Source organism: Kosakonia oryzae (genome assembly GCF_001658025.2).
Lineage (GTDB): Bacteria > Pseudomonadota > Gammaproteobacteria > Enterobacterales > Enterobacteriaceae > Kosakonia > Kosakonia oryzae.
In genome coordinates, this window is record NZ_CP014007.2 from 4,992,334 (window position 1) to 5,016,416 (window position 24,083).

The window sequence follows — 24,083 nt, forward strand, 5'->3', positions numbered from 1 at the left end:
TCACTTTTGACGATGGCCTGTTTTTCGTCAGTATTTTGACCAAATTTACCGCGTAATATCGGTAAATACCCCCAATGTTGTTATGGCATAGAAGATGCATAGTGGGGGCGACACTGTTAACTGGAGCGAAAGTGATGAAAAAAGTCGTCACGGTTTGCCCGTATTGCGCCTCGGGATGCAAAATCCATCTGGTGGTCGATAACGGCAAAATCGTTCGGGCGGAAGCCGCACAGGGCAAAACCAATCAGGGCACTCTCTGCCTGAAAGGTTATTACGGCTGGGATTTTATCAACGATACCCAGATCCTGACGCCCCGGCTCAAAAGCCCGATGATCCGTCGCCAGCGCGGCGGCAAACTGGAGTCGGTCTCCTGGGATGAAGCGCTCGATTATGTCGCCAGCCGTTTGCGCGCCATTAAAGAGAAGTACGGCCCGGATGCCATTCAGACCACCGGTTCTTCCCGCGGTACGGGTAATGAAACCAACTACATAATGCAAAAATTCGCGCGCGCCGTTATTGGTACCAATAACGTCGACTGCTGCGCTCGTGTCTGACACGGCCCTTCGGTTGCAGGTCTGCACCAATCGGTCGGCAATGGCGCGATGAGTAATGCCATTAATGAAATCGATAACACGGATTTAGTGTTTATCTTTGGTTACAACCCGGCGGATTCTCACCCTATCGTCGCCAATCATGTGATTCGGGCGAAACAGAATGGGGCGAAAATCATCGTCTGCGATCCGCGCAAAATTGAAACCGCGCGCATTGCCGACATGCACGTCGCACTGAAAAACGGATCCAACATCGCCCTGCTTAACGCCATGGGCCATGTGATCATTGAAGAGAACCTCTACGACCAGGCGTTTGTCGCCAACCGGACGGAAGGGTTTGAAGAGTACCGGAAGATTGTCGAAGGCTACACTCCGGAATCGGTCGAGGAGATCACCGGCGTCAGTGCGCAGGAGATCCGCCAGGCCGCCCGTATGTACGCCGGGGCGAAAACCGCAGCCATTCTGTGGGGCATGGGCGTGACCCAGTTCTATCAGGGCGTGGAAACGGTACGTTCGCTCACCAGCCTTGCCATGCTGACCGGCAACCTGGGTAAACCGCATGTTGGGGTCAACCCGGTACGCGGTCAGAACAACGTGCAGGGCGCGTGCGATATGGGCGCGCTGCCGGATACCTACCCCGGCTATCAGTATGTGAAAGAAGAGGCGCACCGCGAGAAATTCGCCAAAGCGTGGGGCGTGGAAAGCCTGCCAGCGCATACCGGTTATCGCATCAGCGAACTGCCGCATCGCGTTGAGCATGGCGAAGTGCGCGCCGCGTACATTATGGGTGAAGATCCGCTGCAAACGGATGCCGAACTGTCGGCAGTTCGTAAGGCATTTGAAGGGCTTGAACTGGTGATTGTGCAGGATATTTTCATGACCAAAACCGCCGCCGCGGCGGATGTCATCCTGCCTTCCACCTCCTGGGGCGAGCACGAAGGTGTTTATACCGCAGCGGATCGCGGTTTCCAGCGCTTCTTTAAAGCGGTTGAACCGAAGTGGGATCTGAAAACGGACTGGCAAATCATCAGTGAAATCGCCACCCGTATGGGTTATCCGATGCATTACAACAACACGCAGGAGATCTGGGACGAATTGCGTCATTTATGCCCCGATTTCTACGGCGCCACCTACGAAAAAATGGGTGAGCTGGGCTACATCCAGTGGCCGTGTCGCGATACGTCGGAGGCCGATCAGGGCACCTCTTATCTCTTTAAAGAGAAGTTCGACACGCCGAACGGGCTGGCGAAATTCTTCACCTGCGACTGGGTCGCGCCGATGGATAAACTCACCGACGAGTATCCGATGGTGCTCTCCACCGTGCGTGAAGTGGGCCACTACTCTTGCCGTTCAATGACCGGCAACTGTGCGGCGCTGGCCGCGCTGGCGGATGAACCAGGCTATGCGCAAATCAACGCTGCCGACGCCGCAAGGCTGGGCATTGAGGATGAAGCGCTGGTGTGGGTTAACTCACGTAAAGGCAAAATCATCACCCGCGCGCAGGTCAGCGAACGCCCGAACAAAGGTGCGGTGTATATGACCTACCAGTGGTGGATTGGCGCCTGTAACGAGCTGGTGACGGAGAACCTAAGCCCGATAACCAAAACGCCGGAGTACAAATACTGCGCCGTGCGCATCGAGCCGATCGCCGATCAGCGCGCCGCCGAGCAGTATGTGATCGACGAATATAACAAGCTGAAATCCCGGTTGCGCGAAAGCGCGATGGGCTGATAGCCGCGTTTGTTGAAGCCAAAGCGGAGTGATCTTCACTCCGCTTTTTTATTTATCTTCCGTTAGTCACGCCACGAATGGGCAGCGCCGCAACCAACTTCCTGAAAAATCATCGTTATTAACGAACTGAAACACAGTTCTTCTGTCATCTGTTGCCATGTTTACCTATAACTAACAGGAGAATATGCTTATTGACGATTGCCGCGAAACCCCATGCCCCCTGTAAAAAAACACCGCAGAGAAGATCACCCCAGTTCCTCATTTAACCTGAACAGGTATCACCTGCTTTCTCTTGTGATTCTGGTGTTTTTAGCACTCCTGCTGGCACGCGTTGCCGACCTGCAACTGCTCAATCACCCGATGCTGGAGCATGAAGCCGATCAGCGTTCATTACGCACCATTACGCTACCGACCAACCGCGGAACGCTGGTGGATCGTGACGGCCAGGCGTTAGCCTTGAGTGTTCCCTCGCGCGACATCATTGCCGATCCGAAACGCATTCTCGAAGCGAATCCTGATTTTACCAGCCCGAAGTGGGCTTACCTCGCCGCGGCACTCAATGTCAGCCCGCAAGCCCTGCGGGCGCAGCTTACGGCGAATCCCACGAAGCACTTCCTCTACCTGGGCCGAAAAATCGAACTGGGTATCGCCAAAGATATTGCCGCGCTGCATCTGAAAGGGATCACGACCGAATATGACGACAGCCGTTTTTATCCGATGGGGGAAGCTGCCGCGCCGCTTTTGGGCATCGTGGGCGCCGATAACACGGGGCTGAATGGGCTGGAAAAAAGTTATAACACCATTCTTGAAGGCAAACCGGGCCAGGAAGAGTACCGCCAGGACGGTGACGGCCACCTGATTTCCGTGGTCAATTACGAACCGCCGCAGCAACCGCCAACCGTTCAGCTCAGCATCGACAAGTTCGATCAATACACGCTTTACAGCGCATTACGTGATGGCGTACTGCTCAACAAAGCAGATTCAGGTGCGGCTGTGCTGGTGAAAATCGACACCGGCGAGATTCTGGGAATGGCGTCTTACCCTTCGTTTAATCCCAACAATTACGAAAGCGCCACCCCGATGCAAATGCGCAACACGGCCATTAACGATAGCTATGAACCGGGTTCAACCGTGAAACCGCTGGTGGTTCTCGAAGGGCTGGAGCGCCATTTAATTCAACCGAACTCGGTTCTTGATACCTCGCCTTACGTCGTAAACGGACATTTGATACGGGATGTCGGGCACTGGCCGCGTCTGACGATAACCGGCATTTTGCAGAAATCGAGCGATACGGGCGCGTCCCACATTGCGCTTGCCATGCCTGCTCAGGCGCTGGTGAATACCTACCAGGCGTTTGGCCTCGGCAAACCTACCGGGCTAGGCTTAACGGGCGAGAGTGTGGGTTACTTTCCCTTACACCGCCAGCGCTGGGCCGATATTGAACGCGCAACGTTCTCTTTTGGCTACGGCCTACGCGTAACGCCACTGCAGATCGCACGGGAATATGCAACGCTGGGCTCGTTCGGTATCTATCGCCCTCTTTCCATCACTAAAGTCACGCCGCCGGTGATGGGCGTCAGAGTCGCTAATCCGGCCACCGCGAAAACCGTCGTGTATATGATGGAAAGCGATGTTTTACCCGGCGGATCAGGTTTACGTGCGGCAGTACCGGGCTATCAGCTCGCCACCAAAACCGGTACGGCGGAAAAAATGGGTACCGATGGGAAGTACGATGGCGGCTACGTCAACTACACCGCAGGCGTTGCCCCCGCCAGCCACCCGGAAGTGGCGCTGGTGGTGATGGTTAACCATCCGACAGTGGGCGATCACTTTGGTGGCTCGGTCGCGGCGCCGATTTTCGGCAAAATCATCGGCCCGGTACTGAAACATATGAATATCGCGCCTGATGCCATCAGCAATAAACCCTCCGTAAATGCATCCTGATGCCGCCGCGTTTAAGGCGGCTCACACGTGTCATGGCGAGACGTAACGTCTGACAGGTGTGACAAACCGCCCGGTAGTGTAATGTCATCAACATCATCTCCTGATAACGAGAGCGTCGTTGTTGAACTCCACAGAAGCAGAATTACCGGTCAGCCAGCAGAACCATAACATTGCGCGTCTCGCGACAGCACAGGCGCTGGCTGGCGCTAACTCGGTCGTCTTTTACGCCACCGGCGCGATAGTTGGTAATACCCTCGCGCCCAGCAGCACGCTGGCAACGCTGCCCGTCACGGTTTTTGTTTTGGGGATGGCGGCCTGCATTCTGCCGTTTGGTGCGCTGGCTCGCCGACGGGGCAGACGGGCGGCCTTTATGACCGGCACGGGCGCGGGCGTGTTGACCGGGCTACTGGCCTCGCTGGCGGTCGTGATCGGCTCCTTTTCCCTGTTCTGCCTGGCGGCTTTTTTCGGCGGCGCGTACGCGGCCGTTGCGCTCTCGTTTCGCTTTGCCGCCACCGATGGCGTAGGCAGCGAACGACGGGCGCGGGCATTGTCGCTGGTGATGGGCGGCGGCGTCGTAGCGGGCGTACTTGGCCCGATGCTGGTCACCGGCACCATGAACGCCTGGCCGGAACATACTTTTGCCGTCACCTTTCTTGCACAAGCAGCGGTCGCGGCGATGGCCGCAACGGTACTGCTCGGCGTGAAATCCCCTGCCGTTACCGCTCACGCGCAGTACGGCGGTCGCCCGCTTCACGAAATCGCCCGTCTGCCGGGCTTTCGTCGCACCGTGTTTGGCGGCGCGGTGGCCTATATGGTGATGAACTTCCTGATGACCGCCGCGCCGCTGTCGATGCATCAGCACGGTCTTTCTCAGCAGGCGGCGAATCTGGGCATTCAGTGGCATGTGATTGCGATGTACGGGCCGGGCTTTTTTACCGGCAAATTGATTCAGCGCTTTGGCGCCAGCCGCATTGGCGCTGCGGGATTATTACTCACCGCCCTCTCAGTGCTCGCCGGTCTGCTCGGCACTGATATCCTGCATTACTGGCTGTCGCTGATCTTGCTTGGCATCGGCTGGAACTTTGGTTTTACCGGCGCTTCGGCAAAGATCATTGAGTTTCACCGCCCGGAAGAGAAAACCCGCGTCCAGTCGCTGAATGACTTTATTGTCTTTGGCGTGATGATTGTCGGCTCGTTCTCCTCCGGCGCGCTGCTCAATGCCTTCGGCTGGAATGCGGTACTGTGGGGATCGCTGGTGCCGGTGGTGGCGGGTTTTCTGGCGATGATGGGCAAAAGCCGCACGGTAAAGGGATAAAAAAATCCCTCCGTGAAGGAGGGATTGAGCAGTTTACTGACCGGCGGTTTTATCAAATTTGCCCAGCATTTCGCGCTCGTAGGCCAGCGCTTTTTTGCGGTCGAATTTGTGTTCCCACTTGGCAATGACCAGCACCGCCAGCGCATTCCCCACCACGTTCAGCGCGGTACGCGCCATATCGAGAATACGGTCAACACCGGCGATAAAGGCCAGCCCTTCCAGCGGAATACCGACGCTGCCCAGCGTCGCCAGCAATACCACGAAAGAGACGCCCGGAACGCCCGCGATGCCTTTCGAGGTCACCATCAGCGTCAGCACGAGGATAATCTCCTGCCACAGCGACAGATCGATACCGTACAACTGCGCAATAAAGATGGCGGCAATACTCTGGTACAGCGTTGAACCGTCGAGGTTAAAGGAGTAACCGGTCGGCACCACGAAGCTGGTAATGGAGGCAGGCGCACCGTAGGCTTCCATTTTTTCAATAATACGCGGCAGCACGCTCTCTGAACTGGCGGTTGAATAGGCCAGAATCAGCTCATCTTTCAGGATGCGGATGAGGATCCAGATGCTCAGCCCGCAGATGCGCGCCACAATGCCCAGCACCACCAGCGCGAAGAACAGGATCGCGAAGTAAACCAGAATCACCAGCTTCGCCAGCGGCCACAGCGAGGCAAAACCGAAGTTCGCCACCGTTACCGAGATCAGCGCGAACACGCCGACCGGCGCATAGCGCATCACCATATGGGTGACTTTAAACATGGTTTCGGAAATAGAACGGAACACGGTCACCAGCGGCTCGCGGTGCGATGCCGGCAGCGATGACAGCCCCAGGCCAAACAGCACCGAGAAGAAGATGATCGGCAGCATATCGCCCTTCGCCATCGAGGCGATGATATTGGTCGGCACCAGCGACAGAATCGTCCCCATCAGGCCGTGGGCGTGGCTTTGCACATCGGCAGTGGTGCTTTGGTATTTCGAAATATCCACCGTCGCCAGTTGCGACATATCGATCCCCGCCCCTGGCTGGAACACATTCGCCAGCGTAATACCGAGCACGATCGCAACCGTAGTGATCACTTCGAAATAGATGATGGTTTTCGCGCCAATACGGCCAAGCTGTTTCGCGTCGCCCACGCCAGCAATCCCGACAATCAGCGTCGAGATAACAATCGGCACCACGATCATTTTGATCAGGTGAATAAAGATATCGCCCGCCGGAGACAGGAGATTTGCAATCAGCCATTCGCGGCTGTCGCTGTGATAATGCAGGTAACTACCCAGAAGAATACCCAGCACAAGGGCTAGCAGAATCTGCCAGGCCAGGCTGATTTTCATGTTTTTCATCACTACAGACTTCCTCAATGAAGCGCCATTCCATGCTCGGGAACGACACATACTGAAAGGGTATGATTAACGTCGCACGGTATTGCGGGGGTTTTTAACGCGCATTATCAGTATCATTTGCAGGGTGTAACGCGCAACCCTATACCGGGAGGGGGTTTGACTGATTTTTTATCTAAAAACCGTCTTTTATTTCAGTTATTAACAATAAGTATTTGTTATGCAAAAATTTTCAACCCGCTGAATTCTAATATTTCCGTCAGGAAATTATTCCGCAAAATTTGTTCATTTGCGCATTTTTTAATCATTAGAAATGTCTCAGAGGTCGCTTCATACCGGAAATTTCGTCTGCTATTTGTCATTAACGCAGTGAATAGTACCTGATAAAAATAATTACAACGCTATTGGTTCCGCAGTGTATTTTCAGCAGGTTGCCACAGCGCGTTATTCTGCAACCCTATTAAGCGTAATCAAACCGTCACATTCCATAACCTGCTGTTATGAGTCATTTTTCTTCTCCCTGCCGCTATTTTTCATTTCTGCATTCCACCAGCACATTTATTTTGCTGATTTTTCCTGAATATCATCAATGCGTGATCTATCGCTCAAATAGTAAACAAAGCTTGTAAAGGCCCTACAATTAACGTTCTTGTGACATATTATTAACATCTTACAAGGAGAGCAATTGCCATGAGCCAAATACATAAACACGATATTCCCGCCAATATTGCGGAACGTTGCCTGATCAATCCGGAGCAGTATGAAGCCAAATATCAGCAATCCATCACCGACCCTGACACATTCTGGGGCGAGCAGGGAAAGATCCTTGACTGGATTACACCGTATAAAACGGTGAAAAACACCTCCTTCGCACCCGGCAATATTTCAATTAAATGGTATGAAGACGGCACATTAAACCTGGCCGCCAACTGCCTCGATCGCCATCTCGCCGAACGTGGCGACCAGACGGCCATTATCTGGGAGGGCGATGACGCCAGCCAGAGTAAAAAAATCACCTACCGTGAGCTGCATCGCAGCGTATGCCAGTTTGCCAATGTGCTGGTCGATCTCGGGATTAAGAAAGGCGATGTTGTCGCGATTTACATGCCGATGGTGCCAGAAGCGGCAGTCGCCATGCTCGCCTGCGCCCGTATCGGCGCGGTGCATTCGGTGATTTTCGGCGGCTTCTCGCCGGAAGCCGTCGCCGGACGCATTATCGATTCCAGCTCCCGGCTGGTGATCACCGCCGACGAAGGCGTGCGCGCCGGTCGTAACATTCCGCTGAAGAAAAATGTCGATGATGCGCTGAAAAACCCGAACGTTAACAGCGTTGAACACGTTGTGGTTCTGAAACGTACCGGCGGCAAAATCGACTGGAACGCTGGCCGCGATCTGTGGTGGAACGAGCTGACCGAAAAAGCCAGCGACCAGCACCAGCCGGTGGAAGTTGGCGCGGAAGATCCGCTCTTTATCCTCTATACCTCTGGCTCGACCGGCAAACCGAAAGGCGTGCTGCACACCACCGGCGGTTATCTGGTTTATGCCGCAACGACCTTTAAATATGTCTTTGATTATCATCCGGGCGACGTTTACTGGTGTACGGCCGATGTCGGCTGGGTAACCGGCCACAGCTATTTGCTCTACGGGCCGCTGGCCTGCGGCGCTATCACACTGATGTTTGAAGGCGTACCGAACTGGCCAACCCCGGCGCGAATGAGCCAGGTGGTGGATAAACACCAGGTCAATATTCTCTATACCGCACCGACGGCGATCCGCGCGCTGATGGCCGAAGGCGACAAAGCCATCGCGGGCACTGACCGCTCTTCGCTGCGCATTCTCGGTTCCGTGGGCGAGCCCATTAACCCGGAAGCGTGGGAGTGGTACTGGTCGAAGATCGGCAACGGTAAATGCCCGGTGATGGACACCTGGTGGCAGACGGAAACCGGCGGTTTTATGATCACCCCGCTGCCCGGCGCAACGCGCCTGAAAGCCGGTTCGGCAACCCATCCGTTCTTTGGCGTACAACCGGCGCTGGTGGATAACGAAGGGAATGCGCTTGAGGGCGCGACCGAAGGTAACCTGGTGATCACCGACTCCTGGCCTGGCCAAGCGCGTACGCTGTTTGGCGATCACGAGCGCTTTGAACAGACCTACTTCTCCACCTTCAAAAACTGCTACTTCAGCGGCGACGGCGCGCGTCGTGACGAAGAGGGTTACTACTGGATCACCGGCCGCGTGGACGATGTGCTGAACGTTTCCGGTCACCGTCTGGGCACCGCCGAGATTGAATCGGCGCTGGTTTCACATCCGAAAATCGCCGAAGCCGCCGTAGTGGGTATTCCGCACAACATCAAAGGCCAGGCGATTTATGCCTATGTCACGCTGAATCACGGTGAAGAACCGTCGCCGGAACTCTACACCGAAGTGCGTAACTGGGTACGTAAAGAGATTGGCCCGCTGGCAACGCCGGATGTACTGCACTGGACAGATTCGCTGCCGAAAACACGCTCCGGCAAAATCATGCGCCGTATCCTGCGCAAAATCGCGGCGGGCGATACCAGTAACTTCGGCGATACTTCGACGCTCGCCGATCCTGGCGTCGTGGAAAAACTGCTCGAAGAGAAGCAGGCCATTACCATGCCGTCTTAATAATCGTAGCACCCTGCCGGATAAGGCCCCGGTCATTATCCGGCTGACAAACAAAACCATAACGCTCTCCTTATAAGGAGAGGAAACAATCACCTCACCCTACAGTCCTCAATGGATTTCGTGTTGCAGGAAGGCGGCAAACGCGCACATCCCCGGGAGCACAGCTAACTGTGTCACCGGGGTGGGCACGTGCGGCCAACGAACCGGCGGCGCGAAAGACAACGGGGAGACCTCTGGAGAATTCTGTGATGAATAATATTTATCAACAGATAGAAAACAGTGCGCATTTCAGGGAGTTAGTTGCAAGACGGCAACGGTTTGCCTTTTTCCTTTCCATCATCATGCTGATTATCTACGTCGGCTTTATTCTGCTGATCGCTTTTGCGCCGCACTGGCTCGGTACGCCGCTTCACGAAGGCACCAGCGTGACGCGCGGCATCCCGATTGGGATTGGCGTGATTGTCATTTCGTTTGTGCTGACCGGCGTCTACGTCTGGCGGGCAAACGGTGAGTTTGATCGTCTGACCAAAGCCGTGTTGAGCGAGGTAAAAGCATCATGAAACGAGTCCTGACGGCGCTGGCCGCCACACTTCCTTTCACGGCGCACGCCGCCGATGCCATTACCGGCGAGGTACAACGCCAGCCAACCAACTGGCAGGCGATTATCATGTTTGTGATTTTCGTGGCGCTCACCCTGTACATCACTTACTGGGCGTCGAAACGCGTGCGTTCGCGTAATGATTACTACACCGCAGGCGGCAATATTACCGGTTTTCAGAACGGGCTGGCGATCGCCGGTGACTTTATGTCGGCGGCCTCCTTTCTTGGGATTTCCGCGCTGGTATACACCTCCGGCTACGACGGGCTGATTTACTCGCTGGGCTTCCTTGTCGGTTGGCCGATTATCCTGTTTTTGATCGCCGAACGGCTGCGCAACCTTGGCCGCTATACCTTCGCCGACGTGGCTTCGTACCGCCTGAAACAGGGGCCGATTCGCACCCTTTCCGCCTGCGGTTCGCTGGTGGTGGTTGCGCTGTATCTGATTGCGCAGATGGTGGGGGCCGGGAAGCTGATCGAGCTGCTGTTCGGCCTGAATTATCACGTCGCCGTGGTACTGGTTGGCGTGCTGATGGTGCTGTATGTGCTGTTCGGCGGCATGCTCGCTACCACCTGGGTACAAATTATCAAAGCGGTATTGCTGCTGTTTGGCGCAAGTTTCATGGCCTTTATGGTGATGAAACACGTTGGTTTCAGCTTCAATAACCTGTTCACCGAAGCGATGGCGGTACACCCGAAAGGCGCGGCAATCATGAGCCCTGGCGGGCTGGTGAAAGATCCGATCTCCGCCCTGTCGTTAGGCCTGGGCCTGATGTTCGGCACCGCCGGTTTGCCGCATATCCTGATGCGTTTCTTCACCGTCAGCGATGCGCGTGAAGCCCGTAAAAGTGTGTTCTACGCCACCGGTTTTATGGGTTACTTCTATATTCTGACCTTTATCATCGGCTTTGGCGCGATCATGCTGGTCGGCGCGAATCCGGCGTTTAAAGATGCAGCGGGCGCGTTGATTGGCGGCAACAATATGGCAGCGGTTCACCTTGCCGATGCGGTTGGTGGCAACCTGTTCCTCGGCTTTATCTCCGCCGTGGCATTCGCCACCATTCTGGCCGTGGTCGCCGGGCTGACGCTGGCGGGCGCGTCGGCGGTCTCGCACGATCTCTACGCCAACGTGTTCCGTAAAGGCGCGACCGAGCGCCAGGAGCTGAAGGTATCCAAAATCACCGTGCTGGTGCTCGGCGTGGTCGCCATTTTGTTGGGCATTCTGTTTGAGAAGCAGAACATCGCCTTTATGGTCGGCCTGGCCTTCTCCATTGCCGCAAGCTGCAACTTCCCGATTATTCTGCTCTCGATGTACTGGTCGAAACTGACCACGCGCGGTGCGATGATCGGCGGCTGGCTTGGCCTGCTGACGGCGGTGATTTTGATGATCCTCGGCCCGACCATTTGGGTACAGATCCTCGGCCACGCCACCGCGGTCTTCCCGTATGAGTATCCGGCGCTGTTCTCGATTGCCGTGGCGTTTATCGGTATCTGGATCTTCTCCGCTACCGACAACACCGAAGCGGGCAAGCTGGAGCGCGAGCAGTTCCGCGCGCAGTTTATTCGCTCGCAGACCGGTATTGGTATCGAACAGGGTCGCGCACATTAATCCCCCTGCCCCGGTCAGCCATGGCCGGGGATCATATTGGTTCCGCCGACGCCACCCGCAATCCAGGTTGCGCCGACACATTCATAAAAGCGCCGGAATTCGGCCTTCCCTCGAAAAACAAAGCATGCCGCTGTCGAGGCAGCCAGCGGCAATGCAACAATAGAAGATAACGTTCAGGTTTTTAATCCTGAAAAAGCATTGTACGTATCAATTATAAATCGGTGGAAAATCTATTCTGTTATTAACGAGATCCAGTCGCTGGGTATATCCGTAAAAAATGTGGCTTCCTGCGTGACCGTTCTTGTTCCGACAATAACGTATTGACTTAAATCCGGGTTAACATCCGTTAAAATATAGTACGGTTTGCGCCCGGACATGCTTCCCTGATTTTCCAGTTGCGCGCCCACACTGCCATCGGTTTTAAATTCAAAATACAGAGCATTAGCCGGAACGGTGATTTGATATTTATAAGTACCATAGGAGGCGCCATCGAGAATACACGAGGCGGAGACGGAATCGCCTTTTGCATTACTGATGATATAAGCGCCAATATCCGAAAGGCTCTTATAATTATTGTCTTTAATAATCTTCTGAATATAGGCAATCGCCTGGCCTGGCGTTCGCCCTCTGCACGACACTATTTGTGGCTGGAATCCCGTTTTCTGGATTTCGGCAAGCTCGCGTTTATCTCCACGATAATAAACAGATGACATATTTTTATCTCCTCATGGCAATGACACGCCCGCAACAGAATGCGTTTCTGTCATTAGGGTTGTAATACGAACGTTTTACACATCAAGGGTGTTAGTGATTTTTTATTTGCACAGCAAATCGGTTTATTAAGAGGAAATAAGCGGAACACGCCGATTTACGCTGTATAACCAACCGGTTCATCAAGCAAATAACAGTTTTAAAAGTAACAGCATTAATAAGAAAAGAAATCAGGCTTTTGGCGTAGGTCCTTTAGCCCGATAAATGGCGTTTTTAATGCAATAGCATGGCGGTAATAAAGGGGATTGACCGGAAAGAGTCGATTTACAGCAGCGAATAATCTCCCGAACAGAGGCTTCAGGCCGGAGTCAGCCCATGTTCTCTCTTCCGTCATCACACGTGTGGCAAAACGATGATGCCCCCGTCTCTTTCTGTTCTATTATGGGATATTATCAAACTATCTCTTTGTAACAGGCGGCATCGGCAATGGCTTTGATCCCAAAAAACTACGCGCGGCTGGAAAGCGGCTACCGTGAGAAAGCACTAAAAATCTACCCGTGGGTGTGTGGACGCTGTTCGCGGGAGTTTGTTTATTCAAACCTGCGTGAATTGACGGTTCACCATATCGATCATGACCATACCAATAACCCGGAAGATGGCAGCAACTGGGAGTTATTGTGTCTGTATTGCCATGACCACGAACACTCGAAATACACGGAAGCGGATCAGTACGGCACCACCGTGGTGGCGGGTGAAGATGCGCAAAAAGATGTCGGTGCAGCAACCTATAATCCGTTTGCCGATTTAAAGTCTATGCTTAACAAGAAGAAGTAGTGCCAGCAGCGTCTCTTTCGGCAAAAAACGGTCGGTGTGCGGCACTTCGTCTGCTTGCAGATTGAATCCAGCCGGTCCCTTGCTCTTGACATAAGTTTGCAAAAAATTACCAAAACTGGCAGTTGATTGTTATTTGTATGACTTTTACTATTCACTCGCAACTCATTGATTAAATTTGCCTTAGGGATATAAAAATGAAAAAAAGTAGTGTTGCAGTGATGATGATGGCCGTGTTTTCAGGAGCAGTTTATGCAGAACCGGCGCAATTTACGCCGAATTTTTCCCCGGAGAGTTTAACGGTTTCAGCCTCGGGTGGGATGCTGAGCGGGAAATCCCATGAGATGGTTTACGACGAAGTCACTGGGCGTAAAATCAGCCAACTCGACTGGAAACTCAAGAATGTCGCCATTCTGAAAGGCGATATTTCCTGGGATGCATACTCTTTTCTGACACTGAACGCCCGCGGCTGGACATCTATGGCATCTGGGTCCGGTCATATGGATGATTATGACTGGTTGGATGACAAGCAATCCGCATGGACAGACCACTCATCCCATCCGGCTACGCATGTTAATTATGCCAATGAATACGATCTCAATGTTAAAGGCTGGATATTCCAGGGCGAGAACTATAAAGCGGGTGTAACGGCAGGTTATCAGGAAACGCGTTTCAGCTGGACCGCTACCGGTGGTTCTTACAATTACGATAACGGGACAAATGTCGGGAATTTCCCGGCAGGCGAACGTGGTATTGGTTATAGCCAGCGTTTCTCTATGCCATACATTGGCCTTGCTGGCCAGTATCGTTTTAATGACTTTGAATTTAACGCGCTGTTTAAATTCAGTGATTGGGTCCGCGCTCATGATAACGACGAGCACTATATGCGCGACTTGACTTTCCGTGAGAAAACGTCAAGTTCACGCTATTACGGTGCATCAATTGATGCCGGATATTACGTCACACCGCAGGCCAAAGTTTTTGCTGAATTCGCCTATAGCCGTTTTGAAGAAGGCAAAGGCGGTACGCAAATTATTGATACTAACAGTGGCGAATCAGCCTCTATAGGCGGAGATGCTGCCGGCATTTCTAACAATAACTATACCGTTACAGCCGGTCTGCAATATCGCTTCTGAAGCAGCGCAACGCGTATATCTTTAAAAAATATCAGGCTCCTGACGGGGCCTTTTTCATTCAAGATGCCCGAATAAAGGGGGCAGCCTTGTTGATTAATTTCTTAATTCAGCAGCGCATAAAGATATTCATCCTCCCACGCCCCTTTAAAAAAAATGTTCTGCCGGTAATGTGCTTCGCGGCGAAAACCCAGTTTTTCCAGAAGGTTCACGGCACGTGTATTACGGGTGTCAACCACTGCAGTAAGCCGGTGCTTTGCAAAATCATTAAAAAGCAGCGCGATAAGGGCACGCATTGCCTCCCGGGCATATCCCTGCTTCTGATATCCCACATCAAAGGTCATGCCCAGTTCAGCCTGTCTCCCCTCATCAAAAAAATGGATACCGATGTCCCCTATCAGTGCGCCATCTTCCCGCCGTTCAACAGCAAGCTGATACCAGGTTTCATCGCTGTTGAACACCAGCGAATGCTGCTGCGCGTATAATTTCTCAGCATCCTGCAAAGTATAATGCTCCCAGCTCTGGAAACGGGCGACGTCAGGCTTGTCGCGGTAGTGCGCAAGCTGCGGCAGATCGGCAGGTTTCAACTTGCGCAATAATAATTGTTGAGTTTGTAGCGGCAACACCAGTGCCATGTTTTCTCCCTTATCGACGGTTCTTTATTGGCTGGAATTTATTCGGCAACGTTAAACGATGATGTCGATACATTGAAAATGTACCCCGCACACATATCCGTAATTAAACGCTGGGCTAATGGGAAGCCCGTATTGCTTCAAGCCCAACACGTTGCCCAAATGAAAGTTCTAAGGTATTTCCGTCAGGATCTGCAAAGAAAACATAATAACCGACGGGATCACCCAGATATTCCGGTGCTTTCCTTAATACACCCTCAGCGATTGCCATAGCGGTTTTACGATCAATTTCTTCGCGAGTTGCGCAGGCAACGCCAAGGTGACCAAAATTACCCAGCGGGGTATCAGTTATATTGTCCGCCTGCACCAGAACCAGCGCAAATGGGCGTGTATGGTCGCTTAACCATGCAACCTTGCGGGCATCCGGGACGCCGGGTTCGCGCTGATGTATCACCTCCATGCCAGCATAGCGGCGATAGAAAGCAATACTTTTGTCCAAATCCCTGACCATAAATGCAACATGTGTAAATCCCACATCAATATCTTTCATACCCAGAATAACTCCTTATTAGCTCGTGGCAGGCATCATAAAAGCTCAAGTTAACTTTGGGTCAATATGCAAGTTAAGCTATACAGGCCACTAAAATTTGTAGTGGCACAGGAGGTCAGGTTATGAGCTCTGCATGTCCGGTTTCTGCAATGGGAAATTACCCTGAGTCACGGCTCCCGTGGCGCATATTAATAATGTTGACGTCGCGCCAGGAAAAACTCAGTAGGGTATGAAAAAGGGGATATCGGATTTCTTTTTAGCCACAGGCGCTTATTTTTGTTTTAAGCGGCTAAGTCTGCAAGGCTGGCGCGAAGTTCGTTTTCAAGGAAAGCTGCGCATATTCGGGTTTCGGCCGAAATGATGTTTGCTGGCGGATAAAGCAGGTAGGCATTGAACGGCGGAACGACGTAGTCGGGTAAAACTGGCACAAGATTCCCCTGCGCAATATCTTGCCTGCACACGGGAGATTGCAAGACCCCGATGGCACTTCCGGCCAGAAGAACAGTATGCAATGGCCGCCAGTGGCTGGTACTGAATGTTATCTTCACGGGCACACTGAGTAATGATTTATCAGGTGCTATCAGGGCAACATGGTTGTTCATAAACAAGCCCGCTACGCGTGCAAAGGCATGCCGGACAAGTTCAGCGGGCGAACCCGGCGAGCCATGGCGATGGAGATAAGCGGGCGAGGCTACCAGTAAACGCCCCACGCGGCCTAACTGACGGGCAATATAATACCCTTCCCCCATCTCCCCCAGACGCAATGAAATATCAACGCCTTCCGTAACCGGATCCGTCACAAGATCATTAAGTATCAGCTCTATTTGCAGATCGGGATATTCAGCCTGAAGTTTTATCAGGGCGGGCATCAGCAAGGCTTCTCCGGCTCCATAGGGCGCGGCGATACGCAGCGTTCCGTGAAGCGAATTTGTAGGATTGACGATTGCCAGCGCATGTTCTGCCGCAGCGACAGCACTTTTACTGCGTTCATAAAACAGAGTGCCGGCACTGGTGAGGGACATTCGACGCGTGTGACGTCGCAACAGGCGCGTACCAAGATGAGCTTCCAGACGCTCGATCCGTTCACTGACCGCCGGTTGTCCGATGCCGAGATCCCGGGCGGCGGCAGACATATTTCCCCGCTCGACCACCCGAATGAAAATGCGCATTGCCGTAAGGAGATCCATGCTGGGATTATATTGGTAAAACCGATAAATGATAGTGGCTGCTCATCTCTACCTGATGTTTTTGACGTCGCGGACAATAGATTTCCTGTCGCGGCTCATGGCGTGACAGAGACATAAATTCATTGAATTCCACAGGTAAAGATCAATGTCAGAAATAAAACTTTATATTCTGCAGTCGGGTCACCAGCGTTGCCAATATCATGACATCAGGATGAATCAGGGCAAGGGTGACAGCTACGTCATTCCCGTTCCCTGGTTTTTACTGACACATCCGCAGGGCAATACCGTTATTGACGGTGGCCTGGCTGTCGAAGGGTTGAACAATCCTCATGGCTACTGGGGAAATGCCGTTGAACACTATGAGCCCATCATGGATGCCGATCAGGGTTGTGCCAGTCAACTGACGAATCTGGGCATATCACCGGAATCCGTGCGTTATGTTTTACTCTCCCATCTCCACGCTGACCATACAGGGGCTATTGGTCGCTTTCCTGCGGCTACGCATATTGTGCAACGCGAGGAGTATGACTATGCCTTTTCACCGGACTGGTTTGCGGCTGGCGCGTATTGTCGGCAGGATTTTGATCGTAAAGGGTTGAAATGGCACTTCCTGAAAGGCCTGGAAACAGACGGTTTTGACCTGTACGGCGATGGTGTTTTACAGGCCTTTTTCACACCCGGCCATACGCCAGGGCATCAGTCCTTCATCGTCTCACTTCCCAGCGGAAGGACATTTACTCTTGCGATCGACGCCGCTTATACACTCGACCATTTTTACGATAAAGCCCTGCCCGGTTTGATGACTTCCGCCAGTGAAGCGGCACGTTCGGTCGCAAAACTCAGGGCGTTAACAGAAATGCACAATGCAGAGATTATCCCAGGCCACGATCCAGATATCTGGCCACGTTATGTCATGAAAACCGAGGGGTATAACTAACCCGATATACAACGCCGCCGGAACCAGTAACCGCACCAGGGCAGACGTGATATATCTCTTATATCCGTTTGCCAATAAATTGGCTGCAGGAGCAGTACAGAGAGCGCCCTTCCATTGGCGAAATGAATTAAACTCATCGCATCCCGAGTTCCAGGAAATCATTATGGACATCAGAACGCTGCGCTATTTTGTCGAGGTGGTACGCCAGCAAAGTTTCACCCGCGCGGCGGAGCGCCTGTTCGTCACCCAACCGACCATCAGCAAGATGCTGAAAAATCTTGAGGATGAACTCAACTGCACATTGTTGATCCGCGATGGCCGCAAATTACTGCTGACCGATACCGGCCGCGTAGTATTTGAGCGCGGCATGGCGATCCTCGCCGAATTCCGGCAATTAGAAACGGAGCTTGGCGATATCAACCATCTGAACAAAGGCCTGTTGCGCCTCGGCATTCCGCCAATGGTGGGCATGCTGATGGCCGGGCCGATCAGCTTGTTTCGTCAGCGTTATCCCGGCGTCGAGCTGAAAATTGCCGAATTTGGCGGTCTGACGGTGCAGCATGCGGTAAGCAATAGCGAGCTGGATCTGGCGATGACCGCGCTGCCGGTTGAAGATGACAGCGGCTTAGCGACGATGCCGCTGTTCAGCTACCCAATGTGTGTGCTGGTGCCGCGCTCCGGCATCTGGCTGAAACATGAAGCGGTCACGCCGGAAGAGTTAGGCGAGCACCCTTTGCTTATCTACAACGAAGATTTTGCCCTCAGCCGCCAGTTGATGCAGTTGTTCAATCAGCACGGCGTGAAGCCGCGCATCGCCGTGCGGAGCGGGCAGTGGGATTTTCTGGCGGCGATGGTGCAGGCAGGCGTCGGCATAGCCATTCTGCCGGAGCCGATTTGCCAGCGGCTGGATAAACAAACCCTGCGCTGGCTTCCTTTGCAGAGCGAGTTACGCTGGCAACTGGGGATGATTTGGCGCGAAGGCGTCTATCTTTCCCACAGTGCGCAGGCGTGGTTAAGCTGTTGTGAAGGGTTCTGGCTTGAGCCTGGCGCGTCATCATTGCCTGCAGGAAAAGCGTAGCTTCCCGGCATCACTCAGGCGGCGTTGCCCGGCACCCACGGACCTTGCAGATTCACCTGCGGAAATCCTGCCGTCAGAATACGCACCTCCACATCGCGCGGGGTGTTATCTCCCTGCCCCTGAATGCTGACGATATCCTGCGGGCAGGCGGAAAATGCCACATAGCAATCCATCTCCGCGCGCAGAATGATGTAATCCCCAGGTTTCGTCACGACCGGCAGCGTCTTCAGGGTAATACCATCCGGCTGCACCTGGATATTCATGAAAATATTGAAGGACGCGAGATTGCCATGGGGCAGCGTCACGCCCAGTTCCGCCATCCCTTCGTGCAGATTGTCATGGCAGTTGCGATGCGGCTCAGTACAGCCCAACAGTTCATAACGGCGGGCATCGCAGGCGGCCATAAATGTGTCGTGTACGCCTGGCGAAGTGTCCGCCACCAGCGTCAGGATCGGGTGGCGCTGGTCAGTGATAAAGCTGTCGCCCACGCGCGGGTTGAGGCGCTGGTTCCATACCCTTGTCGCTTCCATGCACATATATTCGCTGACATCGCTGGCGTTATAGGCCCAGCAATCCACCACCTGCGTACCATGCAGATTGATCACCTGCACCGCTTCCCCTTTATTTAAGCGCACGGCTTTGCCGTAACGTGCCGGAACCGTAACCACCTCACGGTGCTGCAATTCAGCAGACATGATTCTCTCCTGGTTTATTCATGTTGCATGCCGCGACGATAGCGCGTCATACGGAATTCAAAATGGCGCGCCAGCCAGTCAAGCAGACTGTTCAGCAGCCAGTAACAGAGCGCGACCGTCAGGTAGATCTCCAGCGGCGCATAGGTTTCCGATATCGCCTGTTTGGCGGCGTACATAAACTCCTGTACCGAGACAATCGACAGCAGGGCTGAATCTTTAATCAGGCCGATCATCAGACCAACCAGCGGCGACAGCATCTGCGGCAGGGTCTGCGGCAGCACCACATCGCGCAGTTGCTCGCGGCGGCTGAGCCCGAGAACCCGGCAGGCTTCCCACTGCCCTTTGGGCAACGCTTCAATGGCCGCGCGGATCACCTGCGCAATATAGGGCGCGTAATAGAGCGTTAACGCCAGCACGCCGACCACCGGCGATGAGAGCGTGATGTCATACTCCGGCAGCACAAAGTAGAGCAGATAAATCACCACCAGCAGCGGCAGCGCCAGCGTGATGTTGCTGTACACCCGCAATAGCCGCTGCCAGAAGCGCGACGCCCGCATTAACGCCGCCGCCATTAACGCTCCCCACAGCAGCGAACAGATCGCCGCCATTGCGCAGAGTTGCAACGTTGCCGCCATCCCTTCACCCAGTGAAGGAAGCGCATCAATAATGGCCTGCCAGTCCATCATGCCGGCCTCCGTTTCGCTTCCAGCCGCCGTGCAAGCGTGGTCAGTGGCAGCGCAATCAACAGATATCCCGCCGCCACCAGCAACAGCACTTGCGTGGCTTCATAGGTACGCGCGATGACAATCTGCCCGGCAAAGGTCAGCTCAGTCAGCGCCACCACCGAGGCCAGCGGCGTGGTTTTTAGCAGAATGGTGAACTCATTCACCAGCATCGGCAGACTGGCACGCAGCACCTGCGGATTAATGACATACCACCAGGTGAGCAGGCGGTTTAGCCCCAGCGTCCGCGCCGCTTCCAGTTGCCCGTGCGTGACCAGACGCCGGTTAACGCGCAGGATTTCAGCAACATACGCGCCGCTGTTTAAACCGATCGCCAGCACCGCCGCCAGCAACGGTTGCCCGCCAAGCCCCAGTTTCGGCAGGGTAAAAAACACCACAAACAGTTGCACAATCGCGGGTGTCCCGCGCATCAGGCTGACATACAAGCGGCCGAAGGTTCGCCAGATCCAGGCCCGGCGCAGTTGCAGGAAGCAGCCGAGTTGCCCCATCACCACGCTCACCAGCGACGCCAGCACGGTTAACAGCAGCGTCATCAGCAACCCGCGCCCTAACTCCGGCAGCGCGGCCAGTACCTGTTGATCCAGCCCCATGGATTACTCCGGGCCAAAGCCGGTCAGGTTTTCCGCCACCGACAACCGCAGCGGCGCGGGTTTATCATTCCCCTCAATGCCGGTATTGCAGGCGGAGACAATAAAGTGCGTATCCATCACCACCCGGCAGGTAATGCTGTCGCCAGCCTGCGTGAGGTTGGTTTCCGGCACAATGCGGCCGTCGCGCGTTAAGCGGACATGCATAAATAGGTTGATGGGATCGGGCAGTTTCGGCACGCTCATCCCCCGCCGCGCCAGTTCTGCGCTGACGGCTTCAATGCACCCTTCGCCGTCATAGCCCTTTTCCGCCAGAAACGCGCGGGTTGATGCAGGCAGCAACAGGTCGTGGCGTTTCACGCGATCTTTACCTAGCACCATCATCGGGCGACGACGGTTATTGACCATGCGCATACCGGAACCGAGCAGATAACTATTGCTAAATACCCGCGTGTGATGCACCGAGAGCCAGACAGCCGGATCCTCCACGCTAAAGCCAAACAGCGACGCCACTGCGCCATCGCCCATTGCCGTGATGCGCAATAACTGGCCGCGCAGTACGCGAATCGATCCAACGCTTCCGGCGGCGATATCCACCGGTGCCGCCAGCGGGCGTATCGCGTTTTCCGCAAATTCCTCACGCATTAACAACATGGAGCTTCTCCTCTGTGGGGAAGTGGTCGCTGATGCGAATATCAATCGGCGTCACCTGCAACCCGTTGCCAGGAATGATGTCCTGCGGGCAGGATGAGACAGCGCAAATCAGATCGCACAGGGCTTCAAAAGTGATGTAATCCCCGGCTTTACTGTGCGGATCGGTCACTTCCATACGCCCGTCGGCGGTAACCGGGCCGTTCTGAAACAGGTTGAATGGCTCCGGCAACGTAAAGTACGTCACGCCGTGCGCTTTCATCCCTTCGAGCAGGTTATCCACGCAGTTGCGATGCCCTTCAACACCGAAATCAACGCTAAACCGCGTCCGATCGCAGGCCGGTACGTTGGCATCGTGAATGCCAATCGTGTCGGCAACGATGCGCAGCATCGGGCGATTCTCACTCGACCACAGGGCATCGCCCGGTTCAAAAAAGAGTGAGCGCAACTGCTGGCGGGTATGCACCGGCGATAACTTCTCGTTCAGATTGTCAGCATTGACCGCCACAAAATCGGCGGCCTGCTGCCCTTCACTGTCGATAACGGTAATAAACTGCCCTTTACGCACACGGAAGGTTTTGCCGTGGCCCGCCGGAACCGTCAGGTGGGATTGACACATAATTACTCCTGAGGAATGAAATCACTGGCCGGAACGGTAAAGGTGGTGCCGAGATACTGCTGTTGCAGTTGGGTCAACTGACCGCTTTTCTGCATCGCCAGAATATGGTCGCTGATGGCTTTGTTCAGGCTGCTGTCCTCTTTGCGCGTCGCCCACGCCATCCATTGCGACGGCCCAACTTCACCCACCTGCGCGACTTTACCGGCATACTTTTTCACCACCGGAGCCAGCACTGAAATGTCGTCATAGACGAAATCGGCGCGTTTGGTCATCAGCGTGCTGACGGTCTGATCGAGGGAATCGACGCTGATGATGGTGATCGGTTTTTTCCCGGCTTTTTTCAGCTCGCTATTAAAGCCTTTAAGCAGTTGCTCCGGCACGCTGGCGGTTTTCACCGCGCCGCGCAAGCCAGAGAGGCTTTCCGGGCTCAGCGGCTTGCCGCTCAGGGCTTTCGCTTCATCCTCACGCACCAGAACGCCGTTCACCGTTTTGCTGTAAGGCACGGTAAAAAGTACCTTTTTGGCACGCTCGGCCGTCACATTAAGCGTGGAACCTTCGGCATTGAACGCTCCGGAAATCAGCCCCGGTAAAATGCCGCTGAACGCGGTTTTCTGAAATTCCAGTTTCACGCCGAGATCTTTGGCGAACGACTGCATGATCGCCACGCTATACCCGGTGATCTCGCCTTTATCGTCGGTGTATTCATACGGTGGAAAAGTGGGGTCGATGCCGACCGTCATTTTGCCGCTGCTCTTGATGTCGGACAGCGTATCGGCCTGTGCCTGCGCCAGTGTGCCCACGGAAAGAAGAGCGGCGATCAGCAGTGCTGTTTTTTTCATTGTGGTGTTTCCCTGGTGTTGGTGAAATGTCTTTTTCAGGTGAGCACTTTTTGTGCCAGTTTTTTCACCACGGTTTAACCGATCACCATGAGAAACGCCTTTTCCTCATGAAATCATAAAGAAACATTTGTTTCTTAAATTTTGATTTGTATTTCTAACGTTTCTCACAAAGCGATGCGACGCCAGCCGGGGAAAGGCAATAAGCACTCTTTTGGGGAAAACTCTGGCGCAATCTGCGCCAGAATGGGGCGTTATTCGAGTTCGTCTAGGGATTGATGCAACGCTTCAACCTGCGCGAGGTGATCGTTGCCGCTTTTGCCCATCTGGCGGGCCACCAGCGAACACAGCAGATTGCACACGCCGGAGAGGGCAACGGTGCTGTCAAACAGCATGCTGCCGTCGGTGTGACAGCGAACCACCCATTGCGCATGGCGTGCCGGTTTGCCGGAGAGCACATCCGCCAGGTAAAGCATCGGCACCTGCCGTTCCGCCAGCGCGCTCATGGCGGCATCCAGCGCGGGCATCCGCCGCCGCAGACCAACGCAGATCGCCACATCCTGCGGGCCGAGCGCCGCCAGATGTTCAGCCAGCGAATCGCCAGGCCGTGGCAGCAAGCGCACATCAGAGTGCACATGTACCAGGTCGCGATAGATCAACTGCGCAATGGTCTGGCTGTGCCGCCAGCCCATCACCACCACGCGACGCGCCTGGGCAATGGCGGCAATCGCCTCCTGCAACTGCGCGCTATCCAGCGTGCGGTAGCTGTTCACCAGGTTAGCGATCTCTTTTTCCAGATGCTGCTGCATCACGCTGTCCATCGGCGAAGCGCCCGGCGCGGCTTGCAGATAGAGCGGCGATCCGCTGCTTTGCATTTCGCGCGCCTGGCGGCGTGCCGCGTCATAACTCTCATAACCAAGATGGCGGAAAAAACGAGTGGTGGTGGCTTTGGAAACGCCTGCGCTTTGCGCCAGCTCGGTGGCGGTGTTCATCGCCAGCTGTCCAGGAGCGGCAAGCAGCACATCGGCCAGCCGCTGCTCGTGGCTGGAGAGTTGATCCCAGTGCTGTCGGATCCGGCCTTCTAGCGATGCCGTTTTTGCACTCATGGTAATTCCCTGAAATGAAAAACCTCATCCTGCACAGAGCAGGCCCG

The 24,083-nt window shown here is 54.3% G+C and carries 22 protein-coding genes; 10 read left to right on the top strand and 12 right to left on the bottom strand.

Annotation, left to right across the window (positions count from 1 at the left end):
- The first annotated feature begins 134 nt into the window (after window positions 1-134).
- The 3 genes from fdhF to AWR26_RS23705 all read left to right on the top strand — a co-directional run bounded on the left by fdhF (window position 135) and on the right by AWR26_RS23705 (window position 5,541).
- On the top strand, window positions 135-2,282 hold the full coding sequence (fdhF, locus tag AWR26_RS23695; RefSeq protein WP_082934132.1) for a formate dehydrogenase subunit alpha: 2,148 nt from the start codon (window positions 135-137) through the stop codon (window positions 2,280-2,282).
- 213 nt (window positions 2,283-2,495) lie between these two features.
- Complete coding sequence (locus tag AWR26_RS23700; protein ID WP_064568766.1) at window positions 2,496-4,226, top strand: penicillin-binding transpeptidase domain-containing protein; 1,731 nt, start codon at window positions 2,496-2,498, stop codon at window positions 4,224-4,226.
- A gap of 118 nt (window positions 4,227-4,344) precedes the next feature.
- Window positions 4,345-5,541: an MFS transporter gene (locus tag AWR26_RS23705; protein ID WP_064568767.1), complete on the top strand. Its 1,197-nt coding sequence runs from the start codon at window positions 4,345-4,347 to the stop codon at window positions 5,539-5,541.
- A gap of 33 nt (window positions 5,542-5,574) precedes the next feature.
- Here the strand turns inward: AWR26_RS23705 and gltP are convergent, their stop codons facing one another.
- Window positions 5,575-6,888 carry a glutamate/aspartate:proton symporter GltP gene (gltP, locus tag AWR26_RS23710; protein ID WP_007372496.1) on the bottom strand — a complete coding sequence of 438 codons (1,314 nt, stop codon included), beginning with the start codon at window positions 6,886-6,888 and terminating at the stop codon, window positions 5,575-5,577.
- Between the two features lie 687 nt (window positions 6,889-7,575).
- Between gltP and acs the strand changes: the two genes are divergently transcribed.
- The 3 genes from acs (at window position 7,576) to actP (ending at window position 11,740) form a co-directional block, all read left to right on the top strand.
- Window positions 7,576-9,534 carry an acetate--CoA ligase gene (gene acs / locus AWR26_RS23715; RefSeq protein ID WP_064568768.1) on the top strand — a complete coding sequence of 653 codons (1,959 nt, stop codon included), beginning with the start codon at window positions 7,576-7,578 and terminating at the stop codon, window positions 9,532-9,534.
- A gap of 248 nt (window positions 9,535-9,782) precedes the next feature.
- On the top strand, window positions 9,783-10,094 hold the full coding sequence (locus tag AWR26_RS23720) for a DUF485 domain-containing protein (RefSeq protein ID WP_043955607.1): 312 nt from the start codon (window positions 9,783-9,785) through the stop codon (window positions 10,092-10,094).
- Window positions 10,091-11,740: a cation/acetate symporter ActP gene (actP, locus tag AWR26_RS23725; protein ID WP_035886906.1), complete on the top strand. Its 1,650-nt coding sequence runs from the start codon at window positions 10,091-10,093 to the stop codon at window positions 11,738-11,740. Before AWR26_RS23720 ends, actP begins: the two co-directional genes overlap by 4 nt.
- Before the next feature lie 230 nt (window positions 11,741-11,970).
- Here actP and AWR26_RS23730 read toward each other — a convergent pair whose 3' ends face one another.
- The gene (locus AWR26_RS23730) at window positions 11,971-12,453 is read right to left on the bottom strand and encodes a hypothetical protein (RefSeq protein ID WP_064568769.1); all 483 of its coding nucleotides are present in this window, start codon (window positions 12,451-12,453) and stop codon (window positions 11,971-11,973) included.
- A 484-nt stretch (window positions 12,454-12,937) separates the two neighbouring features.
- Between AWR26_RS23730 and yajD the strand changes: the two genes are divergently transcribed.
- Together yajD and AWR26_RS23740 are read left to right on the top strand one after the other, a co-directional pair.
- Window positions 12,938-13,285 (top strand): HNH nuclease YajD, encoded by a 348-nt coding sequence (gene yajD / locus AWR26_RS23735; RefSeq protein WP_043955614.1) that lies wholly within the window; start codon window positions 12,938-12,940, stop codon window positions 13,283-13,285.
- 194 nt (window positions 13,286-13,479) lie between these two features.
- Complete coding sequence (locus AWR26_RS23740; protein WP_064568770.1) at window positions 13,480-14,418, top strand: omptin family outer membrane protease; 939 nt, start codon at window positions 13,480-13,482, stop codon at window positions 14,416-14,418.
- A 101-nt stretch (window positions 14,419-14,519) separates the two neighbouring features.
- On the opposite strand, the gene AWR26_RS23745 is transcribed toward AWR26_RS23740, so the two are convergent.
- From AWR26_RS23745 to AWR26_RS23755, 3 genes are all read right to left on the bottom strand, one after another.
- Window positions 14,520-15,044, bottom strand: coding sequence for a GNAT family N-acetyltransferase (locus AWR26_RS23745; RefSeq protein ID WP_064569099.1), 525 nt, complete (start codon window positions 15,042-15,044; stop codon window positions 14,520-14,522).
- Between the two features lie 121 nt (window positions 15,045-15,165).
- Window positions 15,166-15,597, bottom strand: coding sequence for a VOC family protein (locus tag AWR26_RS23750; protein WP_064568771.1), 432 nt, complete (start codon window positions 15,595-15,597; stop codon window positions 15,166-15,168).
- Window positions 15,598-15,878: 281 nt separating this feature from the next.
- Window positions 15,879-16,766 (bottom strand): LysR family transcriptional regulator, encoded by an 888-nt coding sequence (locus AWR26_RS23755; RefSeq protein WP_064568772.1) that lies wholly within the window; start codon window positions 16,764-16,766, stop codon window positions 15,879-15,881.
- A gap of 163 nt (window positions 16,767-16,929) precedes the next feature.
- On the opposite strand from AWR26_RS23755, the gene attM reads away from it, so the two are divergent.
- Together attM and AWR26_RS23765 are read left to right on the top strand one after the other, a co-directional pair.
- A complete protein-coding gene (attM, locus tag AWR26_RS23760; protein WP_064568773.1) occupies window positions 16,930-17,721 on the top strand; it encodes an AttM family quorum-quenching N-acyl homoserine lactonase in 792 nt (263 codons plus the stop codon).
- 163 nt (window positions 17,722-17,884) lie between these two features.
- Window positions 17,885-18,799, top strand: coding sequence for a LysR family transcriptional regulator (locus tag AWR26_RS23765; RefSeq protein WP_064568774.1), 915 nt, complete (start codon window positions 17,885-17,887; stop codon window positions 18,797-18,799).
- Window positions 18,800-18,813: 14 nt separating this feature from the next.
- Here the strand turns inward: AWR26_RS23765 and AWR26_RS23770 are convergent, their stop codons facing one another.
- From AWR26_RS23770 to AWR26_RS23800, 7 genes are all read right to left on the bottom strand, one after another.
- Window positions 18,814-19,494: a DUF1989 domain-containing protein gene (locus tag AWR26_RS23770; RefSeq protein ID WP_064568775.1), complete on the bottom strand. Its 681-nt coding sequence runs from the start codon at window positions 19,492-19,494 to the stop codon at window positions 18,814-18,816.
- Between the two features lie 14 nt (window positions 19,495-19,508).
- Window positions 19,509-20,177: an amino acid ABC transporter permease gene (locus AWR26_RS23775; protein WP_064569100.1), complete on the bottom strand. Its 669-nt coding sequence runs from the start codon at window positions 20,175-20,177 to the stop codon at window positions 19,509-19,511.
- Window positions 20,177-20,827: an amino acid ABC transporter permease gene (locus tag AWR26_RS23780; RefSeq protein WP_064568776.1), complete on the bottom strand. Its 651-nt coding sequence runs from the start codon at window positions 20,825-20,827 to the stop codon at window positions 20,177-20,179. Before AWR26_RS23780 ends, AWR26_RS23775 begins: the two co-directional genes overlap by 1 nt.
- A gap of 3 nt (window positions 20,828-20,830) precedes the next feature.
- Entirely contained in the window at window positions 20,831-21,478 is a 648-nt protein-coding gene (locus AWR26_RS23785; protein WP_064568777.1) for an urea carboxylase-associated family protein, read from the bottom strand.
- The gene (locus AWR26_RS23790) at window positions 21,462-22,094 is read right to left on the bottom strand and encodes a DUF1989 domain-containing protein (protein ID WP_064568778.1); all 633 of its coding nucleotides are present in this window, start codon (window positions 22,092-22,094) and stop codon (window positions 21,462-21,464) included. The genes AWR26_RS23785 and AWR26_RS23790 overlap by 17 nt, the downstream gene beginning before the upstream one ends.
- 2 nt (window positions 22,095-22,096) lie before the next feature.
- The gene (locus AWR26_RS23795; RefSeq protein WP_043955629.1) at window positions 22,097-22,933 is read right to left on the bottom strand and encodes a transporter substrate-binding domain-containing protein; all 837 of its coding nucleotides are present in this window, start codon (window positions 22,931-22,933) and stop codon (window positions 22,097-22,099) included.
- Window positions 22,934-23,184: 251 nt separating this feature from the next.
- A complete protein-coding gene (locus tag AWR26_RS23800) occupies window positions 23,185-24,036 on the bottom strand; it encodes a MurR/RpiR family transcriptional regulator (protein WP_064568779.1) in 852 nt (283 codons plus the stop codon).
- Window positions 24,037-24,083 lie beyond the last annotated feature (47 nt).